This is a genomic window from Gilvimarinus chinensis DSM 19667 (genome assembly GCF_000377745.1).
Lineage (GTDB): Bacteria > Pseudomonadota > Gammaproteobacteria > Pseudomonadales > Cellvibrionaceae > Gilvimarinus > Gilvimarinus chinensis.
In genome coordinates, this window is the sequence record NZ_KB898706.1 from 849,444 (window position 1) to 866,185 (window position 16,742).

The 16,742-nt window shown below is 53.8% G+C and carries 14 protein-coding genes, 1 tRNA gene and 1 other RNA gene; 12 read left to right on the plus strand and 4 right to left on the minus strand.

From position 1 onward, the window contains the following. Window position 1: 1 nt before the first annotated feature. The 6 genes from D568_RS0104000 (at window position 2) to D568_RS0104025 (ending at window position 7,998) form a co-directional block, all read left to right on the plus strand. A complete protein-coding gene (locus D568_RS0104000) occupies window positions 2–1,915 on the plus strand; it encodes a hypothetical protein (protein WP_020208286.1) in 1,914 nt (637 codons plus the stop codon). A gap of 8 nt (window positions 1,916–1,923) precedes the next feature. Further along, complete coding sequence (locus tag D568_RS0104005; RefSeq protein ID WP_020208287.1) at window positions 1,924–3,093, plus strand: polyadenylate binding domain-containing protein; 1,170 nt, start codon at window positions 1,924–1,926, stop codon at window positions 3,091–3,093. After that, complete coding sequence (locus D568_RS0104010) at window positions 3,090–5,000, plus strand: hypothetical protein (protein ID WP_020208288.1); 1,911 nt, start codon at window positions 3,090–3,092, stop codon at window positions 4,998–5,000. The genes D568_RS0104005 and D568_RS0104010 overlap by 4 nt, the downstream gene beginning before the upstream one ends. A gap of 76 nt (window positions 5,001–5,076) precedes the next feature. Next, complete coding sequence (locus tag D568_RS0104015) at window positions 5,077–6,819, plus strand: hypothetical protein (protein ID WP_020208289.1); 1,743 nt, start codon at window positions 5,077–5,079, stop codon at window positions 6,817–6,819. 13 nt (window positions 6,820–6,832) lie between these two features. Continuing rightward, the gene (locus D568_RS0104020) at window positions 6,833–7,375 is read left to right on the plus strand and encodes a hypothetical protein (RefSeq protein WP_157497614.1); all 543 of its coding nucleotides are present in this window, start codon (window positions 6,833–6,835) and stop codon (window positions 7,373–7,375) included. A gap of 8 nt (window positions 7,376–7,383) precedes the next feature. Next, on the plus strand, window positions 7,384–7,998 hold the full coding sequence (locus D568_RS0104025) for a hypothetical protein (RefSeq protein WP_020208291.1): 615 nt from the start codon (window positions 7,384–7,386) through the stop codon (window positions 7,996–7,998). A gap of 32 nt (window positions 7,999–8,030) precedes the next feature. Here D568_RS0104025 and D568_RS21995 read toward each other — a convergent pair whose 3' ends face one another. After that, a complete protein-coding gene (locus D568_RS21995) occupies window positions 8,031–8,198 on the minus strand; it encodes a hypothetical protein (RefSeq protein ID WP_245551591.1) in 168 nt (55 codons plus the stop codon). On the opposite strand from D568_RS21995, the gene D568_RS22215 reads away from it, so the two are divergent. Next, window positions 8,130–8,339: a DUF1353 domain-containing protein gene (locus tag D568_RS22215; protein WP_425401955.1), complete on the plus strand. Its 210-nt coding sequence runs from the start codon at window positions 8,130–8,132 to the stop codon at window positions 8,337–8,339. The two genes, D568_RS21995 and D568_RS22215, sit on opposite strands and share 69 nt — an antisense overlap. A 71-nt stretch (window positions 8,340–8,410) precedes the next feature. Here the strand turns inward: D568_RS22215 and D568_RS21635 are convergent. The 3 genes from D568_RS21635 to D568_RS0104035 all read right to left on the minus strand — a co-directional run bounded on the left by D568_RS21635 (window position 8,411) and on the right by D568_RS0104035 (window position 9,756). Further along, window positions 8,411–8,518: transfer RNA gene (locus tag D568_RS21635), tRNA-Asn, on the minus strand. 72 nt (window positions 8,519–8,590) lie between these two features. Then, window positions 8,591–8,981, minus strand: a transfer-messenger RNA (tmRNA) gene (gene ssrA / locus D568_RS21360). A gap of 202 nt (window positions 8,982–9,183) precedes the next feature. After that, window positions 9,184–9,756, minus strand: coding sequence for a hypothetical protein (locus tag D568_RS0104035; protein ID WP_020208293.1), 573 nt, complete (start codon window positions 9,754–9,756; stop codon window positions 9,184–9,186). A 153-nt stretch (window positions 9,757–9,909) separates the two neighbouring features. Between D568_RS0104035 and D568_RS20955 the strand changes: the two genes are divergently transcribed. The 5 genes from D568_RS20955 to D568_RS0104060 are packed head-to-tail and all read left to right on the plus strand — an operon-like array spanning window position 9,910 to window position 16,673. Beyond that, on the plus strand, window positions 9,910–10,803 hold the full coding sequence (locus tag D568_RS20955; RefSeq protein WP_169334784.1) for a class I SAM-dependent methyltransferase: 894 nt from the start codon (window positions 9,910–9,912) through the stop codon (window positions 10,801–10,803). Window positions 10,804–10,851: 48 nt separating this feature from the next. Next, a complete protein-coding gene (locus tag D568_RS0104045) occupies window positions 10,852–11,682 on the plus strand; it encodes a class I SAM-dependent methyltransferase (RefSeq protein ID WP_020208295.1) in 831 nt (276 codons plus the stop codon). 46 nt (window positions 11,683–11,728) lie between these two features. Beyond that, a complete protein-coding gene (locus D568_RS0104050; RefSeq protein WP_020208296.1) occupies window positions 11,729–12,067 on the plus strand; it encodes a hypothetical protein in 339 nt (112 codons plus the stop codon). A 60-nt stretch (window positions 12,068–12,127) separates the two neighbouring features. After that, on the plus strand, window positions 12,128–13,540 hold the full coding sequence (locus D568_RS19200) for an efflux RND transporter periplasmic adaptor subunit (protein ID WP_020208297.1): 1,413 nt from the start codon (window positions 12,128–12,130) through the stop codon (window positions 13,538–13,540). Then, window positions 13,533–16,673, plus strand: a complete 3,141-nt coding sequence (locus D568_RS0104060; RefSeq protein ID WP_020208298.1) for an efflux RND transporter permease subunit — start codon at window positions 13,533–13,535, stop codon at window positions 16,671–16,673. Before D568_RS19200 ends, D568_RS0104060 begins: the two co-directional genes overlap by 8 nt. Window positions 16,674–16,742: the final 69 nt, after the last annotated feature.

The window sequence follows — 16,742 nt, forward strand, 5'->3', positions numbered from 1 at the left end:
CATGGCAGCAATTACAGCGGCGGCAGTGGTTGCCGGTGCAACCGTTTACTCTGCAAATGAGCAGAAAAAAGCAGCGCAACGCGCGGCTGATAGGCAGGCTGAAGGCGTAGCAAATGCGCAAGACGCTGAGGCGTTAGGCCGCGCGCGCGCGTTACCGGCGGTCACCCAAGGCTACGACGATGCAATCGATTCGCTAAACGCAGGTACGGCCGAAGCTGGGCAAATCCTCAGCGGTGCGCAAGCCGATTCGGTGGATTTTCTCAATCAGGGCTTTGGTGCAGCCAATGACTTGATTGGTGCCGGATACAGCGAAGCCCGCAACCAATACGATCAAGGTTTTGGTAATGCCGAGAACCAGTTAACGCAAGGTTATGACGGCGCCCGCAACAACTACACCCAAGGGTTTGACGCGGCAGAGCAGAATTATAACGACGCCTTTGGTAATGCGCTGGCAGGCCTTGAGGGTGGATTTAATCAGGCAAGGGGTGATTTAGGTTCTGCCAGAGGGGCAGCATCAAGCGCCGTCAACAGCAGTTACAACACGGCCCGCAACGACTTCAATCAAGCGCATCAATCCGCCACCGATGAAACCCGCCAAGGCTACGGCGCCGCGCGCGATCAGCTAACCAATGACTACGGCGCTACCCGTGAGCAGTTGGTCGATCAATACGGCGTAGCGCGTGACGATTTAAACACGGGTCGCGACAACGCTATGGCCCAAATTGACCAGGGAAGAGCCGATGCGCAAAACACGCTGAACCCCTGGATTGAAACGGGAATACAGTCAAACGAAGCTCAGGCGGCGCTTGCAGGGGCGGGCGGTCCAGAGGCCCAGCAACAGGCAATCGATGCATGGACAGCTTCACCCGGGCAAGAGTTTTTGCGCAATCAACAAGAGCAGGCCTTGTTGCGCAATCAGGCCGCGTTAGGCGGTGGGCTGTCGGCAGATGGCCGAGTAATGACCGCGCTACAAGATCAGGCCTTTGGTCGTGCGCAAACCGATTTTGACAACCACTTTAACCGCCTTGGCCAGATCAGTGACCGTGGTGCGACCGCGTCCGGCGCATTGGCAAACCTGCAAACATCACTGGCTCAGTCTGGTGGCAACATTGAGCAGGCCATGGCGCAAGCGCTTAGCGGCTTATCAGAGCGCCAAGGTAACGCACTGGCTGGGCTTGATACTTCGCTAGCAAACAACATCGCAGGTCTGACCACGGGCGAGGCAGACGCTATTGCTGGGCTTGATATGGCCCTTGGCAACAACTTAGGCAACGCCAGCATGTGGCGCGGTGGCCAGCTGTCCAGCATCAACCAGAACTACGGCAACGCCGCCGCCAACTTGGGTGCGCAGCAGGCTCAGTCCACGGCCAGCCTAAACCAAAACTATGGCAACGCATTGGCCGGTTTAAACCTTGGCCGGGGCGAAACTATGGCCGGTTTGGATATGGGGCAGGCTAACGACATGGCAAACCTGGGCATGAACCAAGCCAACACTATGGCAGGGCTTGGCTTAAGTCAGGCGAACGATCAAAGCAACCTATTCTTGAATCAAGGGCAACAGCTTTCCGGCATGGCGACGAATTACGGCAATGCACTGGCCGGTCTTGCCACCAACAACGCCAGCAACGTTGCGAACATGCAGGCTAACCAAGGTAACGCTATCGGCAACATCGAAACCGGCAGTGCCAATAACCAAGCTCAGCTTGCGCAGAACTACGGCAATGCGTTGGCCGGAGGTGACCTGTACCGCGCGAACAACACTGACCCATGGGCTCAGGGCATTATGGCGGGGGCGCAAATGTACATGGGTGGCGGCGGTGGCTGGGGGTCAATGCTGGGTGGCACTCAGCCAGCACAAAATTCGGGCTCGCAGGCCACGTTCGACCGTAACTTAAACAACGCGATGATGATGTAGGAGGCCGTATGGTTGCTTCACAGGGTTCAATTTTAGCGGGCGTCCGTTCGCCTCGCCCTGACTTTGCAGGCCAGCTGATGGGCGCCATGGCGTTTAATCAAGACATGCAGATGGGCAAACAGCGCCAGCAAATGAACGAGCAAGCCATTCGCATGAACGATCAGGCTATTCAGCAAAACGAACAGGCCATGAATGCACCCTCACGGCCTGACTTGGAGCTGGCCAATACCAGGGCGCGGTTCTACGTGCGGGCAGCTGACCATTTGTTGTCGCTGCCTCCTGAGCAACGCATGGGGCAAGTTAGCCAGTGGGCCCAGAGCGGAATGCTGCAACAGTTGGGCATTGACCTAAGCGAAATAAAACCAGAGTCGCTCACTGACCGGGGGCTGCAGGGGCTGCAAGCTCAAATGCGAGCGGTATTGCCTGACGGTGCCCAATCCGTGCGAGCGCAATCTTCGGAAAACCTGCCGGGCGGATACACCAAGATCGTTATGTCTGATGGTTCGGTGCAGGTTAAATCTCCATCAGGAGAAACTCTTTCAGGCCAAGAGGCTGTAGACGCGGTGCGCAGTGCTTACGATTATGGCGTTGAACTGGAAAACCGGATATATGGAGCCCGTGAGGGCGGTAAGCTGGACACTCAGATTGAGAAGCGCCCCGAGGTTGAAGACCGGGTCACGCGCGCGAAAAAATCAGCTGAACAGGCCGAGACAAAAATTGGCGAGCTTTTTAATCAATATCAGGGCATTCAAAACACGATTAGCTCTTACGATGAAATTATAGGGTTGATTGACCGTGGCGCTGACACGGGCGCAATAGCGAGTCGATTGCCCAGTGTTCGAGCCGCCTCCATTGAGCTCGACAACGCGGTTAATAACCTTGGCCTTGATGTGATCGGCAATACCACCTTTGGCGCACTCTCCGAAAGTGAATTGGGTTTTGCGCTTGATTCGGCAATTCCTCGCAACCTCCAAGGCCCTGAGTTAAAAGATTGGCTCACGCGTAAAAAAGCGGCGCAACAAAAACTTGCCAATTACGTTAATGGCGCCATTCGGTACCTGGGTAACGGTGGAACCTTGGCAGGACTACAACAACAGCGTACGCAGCAATCAGGGCAAGGGGGCTCTTCGCAGGCGGCGAATACCAAAACATTTAACTGGGAGGATTTGCCAGAATGAATGTAACCTTGCCAAACGGTGTTGTCATTCAAGGCGTTCCCGATGGAGCAACTAAAAGCCAGATAATGCGAAAGGCTATAGCGGCGGGGTTGGCTACCGAGGCGGACTTCGGCGGCGCTCCCAGTTCTACTCAGCAGCAAGCGCCGGAGCAGGAGCGAGGCTTTGTTGATCGGGTTAAGGGTTTTGCCGGTGATGCTTATGACGCTTACAAGGGCAGTCGAGAAGCGGCATTAACGATGGCGTCAGGAATGATCGCAGAGCCCGTGGCAGGCCTTGCGGGAATTGGTGCTGCTGTTATGCCGGGCGGCAAGACCGGCGGTGAAATGGTTGAGTCTGTAAGAGACGCCATGACCTACCAGCCGAGAAGCGAGGCGGGCCAAGAGTACGTAGGAAAGATGGCGGATGAGCTTGCGCCAGTGACCGATGCCATTGCAGGCGTAGAGCAGGCATCGGGTGATTTTGGTTACGATCAGGCGGGGCCAATTGGCGGTGCGGTTGGCACAGCTGCGCCCACTGCTGCAATGGAATTGGCGGGGCTTGGTGCGGTGCGTCGCGGGGCCAGGGCGGCTGATTCGGTTCGGAATATCGCAAAAGCCACGCCGGCGGCAGAAGCCCAGCAAGTTCTTGATGCTGGTAAGCGCTGGGATGTTCCCGTAATGAATACGGACGTAAACCCTCCAAAAACATTCTCTGGAAAAGTCATGCAGTCGTTTTCCGAGAAAATGGGGCCGCTCGGCAGCGGTACGGCAAGGGCTAGCCAGCAGGCGGCGCGGCAAGAGGCTGTTGAGTCTCTCGCGAAAGAGTTTAATGCGGAGCTAAATAGTCCCTTTGCGGACGAAATGGTTAAGTCATTAAAGTCTAAGCATGCGCAAGATATGGCTGAAGCCGCCGCAATCCGAAAGTCAGCTGTTGAAAAACTGGATCAGTATGGCCAGGTCCCTCTCACCAAAACGGTGGCAGCAATAGACCGTCAGTTGGCCCGTCAAGAGCGATTAGGAGCTCGTGCAGATGGTGCACTTGTTGAGAAGTTAACGAGGACTAAATCGGCGCTTGAGAACGGCAACTTCTCTTTGGTGAAGGATATTCGAACCGAAGTTATTGACGACATTAAGGCGCTGGCCCGGTCTGAAGATCAGCGCGCTCTTTCGTCTGTTCAGTCGGTTAAGTCTGCCATTGACGACGATCTTATGGACTTTGCAAAAGCAAACGACCGTAGAGCGGCCGCAGAATGGACGCAATCCAATCGTAAGTTTGCCGAAACCCTAAGTAGCGCCAGAGACTCAGAGCTGAAGCGCGTACTTAATAGCGGTGATGTGACACCAGAGAAGGTGTTGCCCATTTTACGGGGCGGGAAAGCAAGCGAATTAAAACGCCTAAAATCTGGCCTTACTGAAGACGGCATTAAATCCGCAAAGGCCGCCCTGGTTCGCGACATGCTGGACGAATCCGGTTTCTTTCGTGGCGATGTGAATCCAGATCGCCTGGCTACAAGCATGGGAAAGTCAAACCGGATGAAAGCGATCAATACGTTTTTTGAGGGTAGGGAGCGACGTGAAATTGAGGGGTTGCGCAGGCTTCTGGACTCGACCCGCCAGGCTCAGAGGGCGTCAGTTGCGCCGCCAACCGGCGTCCAGACAGTTCCTTTGATAAGTGGTGGTTTAGGGGCTGCCGGGGCTACAGCCTTTGGAGCAATCCCGACCATGGCGACGGCGGGCACCTTGTCTGCTGTTGCGAAAGCCTATGAAAGCGTTCCGTTCAGAAACCTAATGCTGAAAATAGGCAATAGCCAAAAAGGCAGCATCCAAGAAAAACGACTTCTTGATGCGGCCACGACCGCTTTCGTAGCGGAATTGCAGGCTGCCAAAGAACAACAGCAGCAAACAGAACAAAGACAACAGCAGCCATAGCACTCTCCTGACCATTATTTAGCCATTATACCACAGCCAGAAATGGCCGTGGCGGCCTCCTATTGGGTGAAAAACCATGCCTAGACTTGTATTGCCAGCCAATCAAATGACGCTGCCGGACGGCTCTGTTGCCTCGGGCGGGAAGCTGTACTTTTACGAAAACGAAACCACGCCCCCGGTGCCTAAAATGGTCTATTCTGACCCGCTTATGACCGTGGCGCACACACAGCCCATCGTTTTAACGTCAAGCGCTTACCTGCCTGACATTTTCGGCGAGGGCTTGTACACCGTTGTCTATACCGACGAAAACGACGTTCAGGTATGGTCGCGCGATAATGTGGGTTCAACCGAGGACAGCTCACAGTTTGAGGACTGGTCGAGTATTACCCGCTACCGCCAAAACGAAATCGTGCGCGGTTCGGATGGCAACTACTACCGATCCATCGACAGCAATAACACAGGGCACGATCCGGTTACATCGCCCGAATACTGGGAGCAACTTGAATTCATTACCGTGTGGAATGAGTTTGTTGAGTACTCCCAAGGCAAGGTAGTGACTCATAACGACCGCATTTGGCTGTCAGCAGAAGATGACAACCTGAATAACGAGCCAGGCACCGGCCCTGAGTGGGAAGATCCGGCCGATATGACGGCAGCGGAAATTCTCGCAAGGCTGAAAACCGTAGACGGCCCAGGCTCTGGCCTTGATGCTGATTTACTGGACGGGCAACACGCGGCGGATTTTTTGCTGTCTGCGAACTTGGCTTCAAAGGCCGAGGCTCAAGCGGGAACCGCAGGGAAGATTCTCGATGCTGCTGGTGGACATGCTATGGTTAAGAAGTGGGGGTTGGGCGGAGCCGCTATCCCTGATACAGATTTTTCAGATGTTACTGATACTAGATTTATATATGCCCAGACCGCTGCCACTAGCGATTCTCCTGCAGACTTTTCCGTAGGTGTTAATATTAATCAAACCGCAGGTCAAACTCTGGGCATACAGATCGCCGGGCGGATCAATGGCTCCTCTCTGTTCTTCCGAGGGTCTAATTTAAACGGAAACTTCAGTTCTTGGAACGAGCTGTGGAGTACACATAACCTCCAAAAAGTATCATCCCCCACAGACACTACATCAGATGCTGTTCCTACTGTTGGGTGGATGGGGCAAGGCGTTCCTATCCTACTGAACAGTGGGGATGACCTCTACAACCTCCCTGACTTGAATCCGGGGGAGGTTGCGCAATACAAATATTCGTCGGCTTCAGTGCCTTCGAACCCTCCCGAGGAAAGCGCAAGCGGATACGTAAGAAGAATTTTCCACTCATCGTCATTTGAGAGCCTTGAAGTTTATGTTCCGGATTCAGGGAGGCGATACACGAATGAAATGATTTCGGGCTCTTGGGCGGGGTGGCAGGAAGCGGGCTCCAGCAGCATAACCTACGCGGGCCCCCAAGAATATACCAGTGCAGATGAAGACGGCTCGGGCAATATTGCGATAAGTCTTGATTTCACGGGAATCTACAAATTCTTTACGCTGGATTTCGACACTACGCCGCTTATAACCACATCGGGCACTATCAATATCACCATCACGAACCTCCCTAATACCGCGACAGACGATTTCGTCAAAGTGTGGCATATCCAGTTCAACCGAGCGGGGCGCAAGAATGTCGTCTTCACGCTACCGGGCTCGGTAACGGAGTCTCGAATTGGCACGGCCACCTATCAGAGCGGTGCGGGTGATTTTGATTTGTACGAAATCCGCTACGTTTCCAGCGACCCTAATCGCTTGCTCTTTAGCCGAATTGACGCGAGGACTTGATATGCAGCTTGGCATGAAAACACCTCAACTCAGTGTTAATGGTGAAATTAAGAACCGGAAACTTATTGCTGATTCAGTCTTCGACGTTTATTCCTCATCCGGGCCAATAAGCGTAGTCGCCTATGTCAGTGTGCAGCTAAGAGCGCCCGGCGGTGGTGGCGGCGGTGCTAAAACTTACTTTCAGGAAGATGGTGAGCGCGGTTCGGCTGGGCAGCTGGTGAGCAGCTCAATAGCTATTACCGGAGCAACCGCAGTACTTCCAAGTGGCGCTGTTGGAGGGGCAAGGGAGACAACGACAAACCCGCTAACCGAAGGCGGCGACGGAAGCAATGCAAGTAACGCCACATTTGCTGGGCTTACTGCAAATGGCGGTGGCGGTGGCGAAGGCGGTTTTGATGGCTCTGGATTTAATCGGAATGCCGCAAGCGTAACGAATCCTGATGGTTCAGACGCGGGGCGCGGCGGCTTTGGTGGCGATTGGGATAACGCCTCTACTGCGTTGCAATCTGGCCAGCCTGGGCAGAACAGCAGACTCTTTATTCAATTTTTAGACTGAGGTTAGCCATGTCTACCGATATTACGACAAACGAAGTATTAATCGACATTGCGACAAATGAAGTATTAAGTGAGTCGGACGTGCGAGAGCGGGCAGCGCCCGTTGGATTGAAAAGCGCTGAATTTTGGGATAATGAGCTTCTTTCTAATTACGGGGTAACCCTCATTGAGTACGTCAGAACGCCAGCGCCAGAAGTTGAAAAGCCATATTTTGTGAGGGAGATTGAGCCCGAAAAAGTGGGGCAGACTTGGACGCAAGCATGGGAAGTTGTGGTGCCATCGCTCGACGATGCAAAGACTTTTGCACTAAACAAGCTTGACTCCGACTTTGATGCTAGTTTGCCCCCTGTGATCTACGACGGAAAACCATGGAAGCCCGGCCACTCAAGCGCAGCCGTTATTCGTGATGCAGCGGAAATGGCCGAGCTTCACGGCGCACAAACAATAGAGCTAACGGACGCTGACTATAATCAGCACACTTACACCCTGGCAGATGCCAAACTGGTAAGCGCCGCTATCGGCATTGCCTATCAATCGGCATTCTTGCAGCGTAACGGCAAACGTAAACTCATTATCGATGCCGAATCACCGGTGGATGCGTTAGCTGTAAAGTGGGTATCGTAGAGCTATTTGCCGGGCGTTATTCCGGCATTGCGTTACGTCATAACCCAACCAGCAAAACCGCTACACTCCTGCAGCCCATTATTACTGACCACGGCATTATCCCCATCGGCTTTACCTGCGACCTCGATACCGTGCCCCGCCACCTGGGGCCGCTGTATGCGTGGTTTAAGGGTAGAACGATACTCGGGGCCGTAGTCCACGATTACTGTTATCGAGAAAGAGTAGGGCGCAAAAAGGCTGACGATCTTTTTCTAAAAACGATGGAATGGGAAGGGGTGCGTAAGCGATACCGGTTGCCGATCTATTGGGCGGTCAGGGTGTTTGGTGGGGCGTGGTATTGATAATTCTATTAGACAGATATTAGACAATTCAACAAAAAAGGGCCGCACATTGCTGTGCAGCCCTTTATATATGGCTCCGCCTGCTGGGCTCGAACCAGCGACCCAATGATTAACAGTCATTTGCTCATTGTGTAATCAGGGGGTAATCGGCAATGTTGTCAAAATGCTGTCAAAACGGGGCCAATATAGCCTAAATCAGCCCCGATTTTTGACATTGCAACTTTGTAAGTCATTGATTTACAAAGGGTGGTTGGTGGAGGCGGGGGGAGTTGAACCCCCGTCCGCCGGCGCTCCGCTCGCGGATCTACATGCTTAGTTTCCGTTAATTAATTTAACTCATCCGCGACCCAACGGGCAGGGTGCGACGAGCGAGTTCGCTTTAGGTTTCGCAGTACTGCCACGATCCGAACAGTAAGGCTATCCAGTTCTATCTGACAGTCTGCAACGCGGTACTGGCACCTTGTTACAGACCGCTAACGGCGTACCGTTAGAAGTGCTTCATCAACTGCTTACGCAGCTAATTGGGCACCGTAGTTGTCGTCGTTGGCAACTAATAAAATGCAGCTTGGGATTTACGTGATTCGCTACCATCACGACATGCACCTTGAGTTTTGTCACCGGCGTCGAATCCAAATCGCCCCCGTAACCGGGTGCGGCGGTAGCCGCGAAACTCGTTCTGTGTGACAAGGCTATGACAGCCAAGTTCCACAGGGCCGGCTATTGTAGGGCCGAGGGCGGATGGTTACAAGGGGTTGGTGGGGCGGAGTGCGCGATGCAGGGAACAGGGCACGCGTGTGCGAGCCCTGTTTGTTGTCGTTCCTGTGATCCGTTAGGCGCTCTTCGGTTAAAGCGCTTCCAGATTCAGGGCTTCACCGTAGGCTTTTAACTCTTTGGTGGTGGCGCCGTCGGCTCGCAGGGTGAACATAGCGTTGGAGTCGATGATCAGGATGATTTCAGGGTCGCCGTTCTGATCGTTAAGGATGGCTTTGTGGCCCTGGATTTTGGTGAGCTTGCCGCCGTTCATGGTGACCAGTGACGGATTGTTCAGCATGCCCATCATGCTTTGCAGCATGGGGGAGTCGGTGACCAGCTCGATGGTGATGTAGGCATCGCCTTTGCTGTACTCACGTTCGGCGCTGATGCCGCCGCCCATCATCATGCCGCCGGTGGCTTCGCTTTCAATGTCGGTGGCGTCCCAGCCGCTTAAAGGCTTAGGAAAGACGGCTTTAATCGCTTCGGCTTTTTGCTGGCGAATCAAACCAGCGGCATAGTCCAGCTGGCTGACAGCCTCTGACAGCTCGCCCTCTTTATAGGCGCTCATGGCTTCGTCGACGGCGTCTGTAATTTCATCGGCCTGGGCAGCAGGCAGGGTAAGGGGCAAGGTGCAGAGCGTAAGTGCAAGGCAGAGTTTTCGCATTGGAGTGTCCTTCTCGGTACGTTAATAAAGATAGCGTTAAAAGTAAATTGTGGTTTCTAACCTAAGGCGGGCACACAGCGAATGGCTACACGCTGGATTTTTCTGTGCCACAACATTATTCTGCGCTGCGTACAACAGGAGCCCCGCCGAATAATGACCAGTAATTGTAGAGGCGCTTTAGCCTCAGATCCAGTGCCGCCGGATTGGGCCAATATGGAGCTAGAAACCACCTGGGCGGATGAACTTCGCCTAAATAGGCCCGGTGGTTTATATCGTTTTTTTCGCTCTTTGCTTAGCTGTCCTAAGCAGGTTCAGCTCGATCGCTCGCACCCTTTAATTCGCACAATTCCTAAATACGCGTTGCAGGAGTTTCACAACCTGCCAAACGGTAATTATTCTCGCCGAATTTCCCGTGGTTACATTACCGGCTTTGACAAAGCTATGTTGGGATGCATGACACAGCAGCGGAAAATAATGGCCGAGTCGGTTGGGGATGCGCGAGCGGTTTTGGATATAGGCACTGGCGGCGGGAAGTTGGCTTGGGCCCTGCACCAAGCGGGTGCAGAGGAGGTATGGGGGGTGGATGTGTCGCCTTATTTATTGCAACACGCCGCTCAGGACTACCCGCAAGTTCAGTTTTATCAGGCTTGTGCTGAGAGCCTGCCATTTTCTAACCAGCGTTTCGACGCGGTGACGGCCTGCTTTTTATTTCATGAAATGCCCCCAAAATACATTCGTCAGGCGTTGAGTGAGGTTAAACGGGTATTGCGCCCAGGGGGAAGATTACTGGTGGCGGAACCTTCGGCCCGACAGCTGGCGCCTGTTTGCTGGAAGCGGCTGTGGCAAAAGCAAGCGTGGCGGCATATTTACTTTAAAGTGATGGCGCTGAGAATGCATGAGCCCTTTATTAATGCCTGGCACGAGCTGGATAAGCAGGCCCTCTTTTACGAAGCGGGCTTTGATCTGGAAAGCCATAGCGACGCCATACCGATTAACTATTATTCACTGAAAAAACGTCCGTCGGCTCATGGTGGTGTGGTAGGTTAGACAGCTAGGCTGCATGAGCAGGTTAAGAACACTGGTTGAGGAGTGAACATGGGAATAGCAAATGGGATAAAAACGGCACTGGCCGTATTAACCGTGACTGCCAGCAGTTGGGCGGCCGCAGACGACGAGGCTTTGCAAGATGTGTTGGCCGGTGAACACCGCGCCGCCAGCAGTGCCCGTGATGATTTTCGCCACCCAGGCGAAACCCTGGCGTTTTTTGGCCTTGAGTCGGATATGACGGTGGTGGAAATTTGGCCCGGCGGTGGTTGGTACACCGAAATTCTCGCGCCTTACCTACGGGACGAAGGGGTGTTTTACGCCGCTCATTTCAACCCTGACAGCGAAGTTGAATATTTTAAGCGCTCGCGTGAAAACTACGGTGAAAAGCTGGCTGCCAACCCAGAGTTGTACGATCAAACCAAAGTCTCTGTATTCAACCCGCCGGATGAGTACGATATTGCCCCGGCTGGCAGTGCCGATATGGTGCTGACTTTTCGCAATGCTCACAACTGGTACATGCGTGGCGGCGGTGATGAAAAACTGCTGTCGGCCTTCTCGGCGTTTTACCGTGCCTTGAAACCGGGCGGTATTTTAGGGGTGGTGGATCATCGTTTGCCCGAAGATCGTGATGATGACGAGCAAGAAGGCAGCGGCTATATCAAACAAAGCACCGTCATTGCTGCGGCAGAGAAGGCCGGGTTTGTGCTGGCCGCTGAAAGTGAGGTAAACGCCAACCCGAAAGACAAGGCCAAATATGAGCACGGCGTTTGGACCCTGCCTCCGTCGCTGCGCGGCGGTGAGAAAAACCGGGACAAGTACGCGGCCATCGGTGAAAGCGACCGCATGACCCTTAAGTTTGTTAAAGCGAAAGAGCACTGAGGCTATACTCTGTTTTAACGAACAAAAACCGTTTGAGTGACATCACATGATATTTCGGGTGTTTATTATTGCAGTACTGGTTGCGCAGGGGCTGATGGCCTTTGCGGCGCCAGTGGCTGCACCCGAAATGTCGGTGCCTGCCCCATCTATGGCCGCTATGCCTGAGTGCCATCAGGAGGCTGCTGAAAATACCCCCGACACAGCGATGAACGCTGAGCACTGTACCGAACAGTGCTGCTGCCCTGGGGTGTGCAACGCTGCCCTGGCATTACCAAATGAACCGTTTGGTGGGGTTTACCACCCGATTACCGTCGTGAGTGAGTTAGCCTCGCCGTTAGTTTCCAACCCAATTTCCCGTCTATATCGCCCGCCCATTTTCGCCTGACACAAGACAGTTGCGCCCGTTAATCGGGTAACTTTTTGTTTGTGAACAGGTGTAAGCATCATGAAAACTTTATTCGCCGTTGTGCTCGCAGCGGCCTTAGGCTTAGTGGCCGGATGGCTGCTGTTTGCGCAGCCATTGGGTATTGCAGAGCAAAAACAAAGCGCCAGTGAAACCAAGCAGCCCTTGTATTGGGTGGCGCCCATGGATTCCAGCTACCGGCGCAACGGACCAGGCAAATCCCCAATGGGGATGGACCTGGTGCCGGTATATGCCGAGAGCGAGCAGGCTTCGTCTGGCGACGTAGTCATTGCGCCAAATGTGGTTCAGCAATTGGGCGTGAGTACCTTCACTGTTGAGCGTCAATCACTGACACCGCGCATTGATGCGGTGGGTTTTGTCAGCTTTGATGAACAGGCGTTGGTGCACTTACATTTGCGCGCTACCGGCTGGGTATCTGGCCTTGCGGTTAATTCTTTAGGCGACCCTGTCACCCGGGGGCAAAAGCTATTTGATTTTTATTCGCCGGATATTCGCAATACTCAGCAGGAATTTTTGCAGGCACTGGCGGGGGATAATCCGCGTTTGGTGAGTGCTTCGCGCGAAAAGCTGCGCGCGCAAGGGGTGCCCGAATCTGAAATTGCCGCCATTGAAAAGTCCCGCCAAATTAAGTCTGAGATTTCTTACTACGCCTTAAAGTCTGGGGTGGTGGCAAGTTTAAGCGTGGCCAACGGCAGTTACGTGACCCTGCAGGAGAATGCGCTGTCCATCGGCCCACTGGAGCAGGTGTGGGTGATTGCCGAGGTGTTCGAGCGCCAGGCCGGGCTGCTGGCTGCGGGGCAGCAGGTTAGCTTAAGCAGCCGAGCCTATCCCGAACGCAAATGGCAGGGAACCGTGGACTATGTGTATCCGGTGTTAAACCCCGCTAACCGTACCACCCGTGCACGCATTGTGGTGGCGAACGACGCCAGGTTGCTCAAGCCCAATATGTTAATGGATATCCGGGTAACGGCTGACGCGCTTAGCCCGCAGCTGGTGGTACCTGATAACGCTGTGATTCGCACCGGTGCCGGTGATCGGGTGGTGCGTGAAGTTCGGCCGGGCGTGTTCCGTTCGGCGGCCGTTGCGCTGGGCCAAAGTGCGGGTGGCTTTACGCAAATCGTGAGCGGGTTAAACGCAGGCGACAAGGTAGTGACGCGGGCGCAGTTTTTAATTGATTCTGAATCTAACGTTGCGGCCGAACTTGACCGTTTAAACGCCGATGAGGTTAAGCCCAATAACATTGAGAGCGGCAGCCTTAATGGCGAAAAAACCACGCCGCATTCGGTGGATCATTCCTCAGAGGCGGGCGATGCATCGTCAAAAGAGGGGGGGAATCACGGCCAGATGAATCACTCGCATATAGGCCATCATCCTATTGAGCACGAGCCGATGAACGATGATGACAAACATCATGGAGAGCACCGCCATGATTAAAGCGATTATTGTCTGGTCTATTCGCAATCGCATATTGGTGCTTTTGCTGAGTCTGCTATTGCTTGCGGGTGGTCTGTATTCAATAAAGCAGACTCCGGTGGATGCGATACCGGATTTGTCTGACGTGCAGGTGATTATTAAAACCCGTTACCCGGGGCAGGCGCCGCAGGTTGTACAGGATCAAGTCACTTACCCCATCACTACGGCGATGCTGGCGGTACCAGCGGCAAAAACGGTGCGCGGCTTTTCTTTTTTTGGCGATTCCTACGTGTACGTACTTTTTGATGAGGGTACGGATTTGTATTGGGCCCGTTCGCGGGTTTTGGAGTACGTGAATCAAGTCAGTAGCCGTCTGCCCGACTCGGCTTCCATTGAGCTGGGCCCGGATGCCACTGGGGTGGGTTGGGTATTTAATTATGCGCTGGCGGACCGCACCGGGAAAAACGATATTGAAGCCTTAACGCGGCTGCAAAACTGGTTTTTAAAATACGAATTGCAAGCGGTCAGCGGCGTCAGCGAAGTGGCCACCATCGGCGGCATGGACAGGCAGTACCAGGTGCAGGTGGACCCAGCACGCCTTCGCGCTTATGCCGTGCCATTGGCTCAAGTGCACACCGCGATTGCCCGCGCCAATGGTGAAGCCGGTGCCTCGGTGGTGGAAATGGCCGAGGCGGAATACATGGTACGCACCACCGGTTATATCCAGTCGGAGGCGGATTTGCGCCAAGTGCCTTTAGGTGTGAGCGACACGGGCACCGCCTTAACGCTTGCGGACGTTGCGGATGTTCAACTTATGCCCAGCATGCGACGCGGCGTGGCGGAGCTTAATGGCGAGGGTGAGGTAGTAGGCGGCATTGTGGTGATGCGCAGTGGTGAAAATGCAGCCCAGGTGATTGAGCGGGTAAAAGCGCGCTTGGATACTCTGGCCGGCAGCTTGCCCGAGGGCGTTGAGGTGATTACCACCTATGATCGCTCTGCCTTGATTTACCGCGCGGTCAACAACTTGTACCAAAAGTTAGGCGAAGAATTTTTGGTGGTCACCTTGGTGTGTGCGGTCTTTTTGTTTCATCTCCGTTCGGCGTTGGTGGTGTTGGTGAGTTTGCCGCTGGGGCTGCTGGCGGCGTTTATGGTGATGCACGCTCAGGGTATCAATGCCAATATTATGTCGTTGGGTGGCGTTGCTATTGCCATTGGCGCAATGGTAGATGGCGCTGTGGTGATGATTGAAAATTTGCACAAACACTTAGCCGGCCAAAACCCCAAAGGCGAAAAACGCTGGCAACTGGTGGCGCAGGCGGCGAGCGAAGTTGGCCCGGCACTGTTTTTTTCGCTGTTGATTATTACCGTGAGTTTTCTGCCCGTTTTTGCATTGCAAGCACAAGAGGGAAAGCTGTTTACGCCGCTGGCTTTTACCAAAACCTATGCCATGGCCGCTGCGGCGGGTTTGGCCATTACCCTGGTGCCGGTTCTGTTGGGGTACTTTGTTCGGGGAAATATTGTCAGTGAACGGAAAAATCCGCTTAACCGTGTCTTGGTGGCCTGCTATCGGCCGCTGCTTGATGGTGTGTTGAGGTTTCCAAAAACCACTTTAGTGCTCGCTGCTTTATTAATGGCGGTGGGGCTTTATCCGGCCAAATTTATTGGCAGTGAATTTATGCCGCCGTTGGATGAAGGGGACTTGATGTACATGCCCACCACCTATGCGGGGTTGTCGGTGGGTGAGGCCCGTCGGGTGCTACAGCAAACCGACAAGCTGATTAAAAGCATCCCGGAAGTGGACACGGTCTTTGGCAAAATTGGTCGCGCCGATACCGCTACCGATCCCGCGCCTTTAACCATGATTGAAACCGTTATTCAGTTTAAGCCGCAAAGCGAGTGGCGTGGGGGTATAACGTTGGAGGATATAAAGCGCGAGTTGAACCAGCGAATACAGCTGCCCGGGTTAACCAATGCTTGGGTTATGCCGATTAAAACGCGCATCGACATGCTCTCTACCGGCATCAAAACACCCGTGGGAATCAAAATTGCGGGGCCAGACCTAAACGTTATCAACCAACTGGGTGAAAATATTGAAACGTTGCTCAAAACGGTTGAGGGTACGCAATCGGTGTACGCCGAGCGAGTGACGGGCGGGCGTTATATTACCGTTGATATCAACCGTGCGGCCGCTGCCCGCTTTGGGCTAAACATTGCCGATATTCAACAAGTGGTACGCACCGCGATTGGGGGTGAACAAATTACCGAAACTGTCGCCGGTGAAGCCCGTTACCCGGTCAGCTTGCGTTTTCCTCAGTCGTATCGTGATTCGGCAGAGTCCATTGCGCGCCTGCCTTTAGTCGTTGAATCGGGAGCGACAATTGCACTGGCCGATGTCGCAGAGGTGCGAATTGAAGACGGCCCGCCGATGATAAAAAGCGAGAACGCCCGCTTAAACGGCTGGGTGTTTGTGGATACGCAACAAACAGACTTAGGCGGGTATGTGGCGAGCGCTAAAAAATTGTTGAACGAGCAGTTGGCCTTGCCCGCGGGTTATTCCATCAGCTGGGGTGGGCAGTATGAATACATGCAGCGCGCGGCAGAGCGTTTAACGCTGGTTGTTCCCGTTACGGTGACGCTGATTGTATTGCTGTTGTATCTCAATTTCCGCCGCTTTGTCCCGGTGCTGATTATTTTAGCCAGCCTGCCTTTTGGTTTGCTGGGTGGCGTTTGGCTGATGCTGGCGTTGGGCTATAACTGGTCTGTGGCAGTGGTGATGGGTTTTATTGCGCTTGCCGGAGTGGCGGTTGAAATTGGCGTATTGATGCTGACGTATTTAGAGCAAGGCTGGCAACAATTGCTGCAAGAGTCTGCAACGCCAAGCAAAACGCAGTTGATCGCCGCAATAAAAGACAATGCCGGACGAAGGCTGCGGCCTATTGTGATGACGGCGTGTACGTTGTTTGCCGGGCTTGTGCCGATTATGCAAAGTGGCGGGGCAGGGGCTGATATTATGCAGCGTATAGCCGCACCGATGATGGGTGGCATTATATCAACAATGGTGCTGACGCTTTTGGTGCTGCCGGTGTTGTATTTGCTGTGGCGGAGTGGGTGCTTGACGGCTGAGACTGAGGAAAATAAAAAACCTGCCATTTAAGAATCCGTCTTTCTTTTCTTAAATGGCAGGCAATGTTATCGAGCTTTTTCGTCAGACGTCTGATCTTAC

What these genes read in the sequence shown, in the direction of transcription:
- D568_RS0104000 (WP_020208286.1), top strand. Translation starts at nt 2, where the DNA reads ATGGCAGCAATTACAGCGGCGGCAGTGGTTGCCGGTGCAACCGTTTAC.
- D568_RS0104005 (WP_020208287.1), top strand. Translation starts at nt 1,924, where the DNA reads ATGGTTGCTTCACAGGGTTCAATTTTAGCGGGCGTCCGTTCGCCTCGC.
- D568_RS0104010 (WP_020208288.1), top strand. Translation starts at nt 3,090, where the DNA reads ATGAATGTAACCTTGCCAAACGGTGTTGTCATTCAAGGCGTTCCCGAT.
- D568_RS0104015 (WP_020208289.1), top strand. Translation starts at nt 5,077, where the DNA reads ATGCCTAGACTTGTATTGCCAGCCAATCAAATGACGCTGCCGGACGGC.
- D568_RS0104020 (WP_157497614.1), top strand. Translation starts at nt 6,833, where the DNA reads ATGAAAACACCTCAACTCAGTGTTAATGGTGAAATTAAGAACCGGAAA.
- D568_RS0104025 (WP_020208291.1), top strand. Translation starts at nt 7,384, where the DNA reads ATGTCTACCGATATTACGACAAACGAAGTATTAATCGACATTGCGACA.
- D568_RS0104035 (WP_020208293.1), bottom strand. Translation starts at nt 9,756, where the DNA reads ATGCGAAAACTCTGCCTTGCACTTACGCTCTGCACCTTGCCCCTTACC.
- D568_RS20955 (WP_169334784.1), top strand. Translation starts at nt 9,910, where the DNA reads ATGACCAGTAATTGTAGAGGCGCTTTAGCCTCAGATCCAGTGCCGCCG.
- D568_RS0104045 (WP_020208295.1), top strand. Translation starts at nt 10,852, where the DNA reads ATGGGAATAGCAAATGGGATAAAAACGGCACTGGCCGTATTAACCGTG.
- D568_RS0104050 (WP_020208296.1), top strand. Translation starts at nt 11,729, where the DNA reads ATGATATTTCGGGTGTTTATTATTGCAGTACTGGTTGCGCAGGGGCTG.
- D568_RS19200 (WP_020208297.1), top strand. Translation starts at nt 12,128, where the DNA reads ATGAAAACTTTATTCGCCGTTGTGCTCGCAGCGGCCTTAGGCTTAGTG.
- D568_RS0104060 (WP_020208298.1), top strand. Translation starts at nt 13,533, where the DNA reads ATGATTAAAGCGATTATTGTCTGGTCTATTCGCAATCGCATATTGGTG.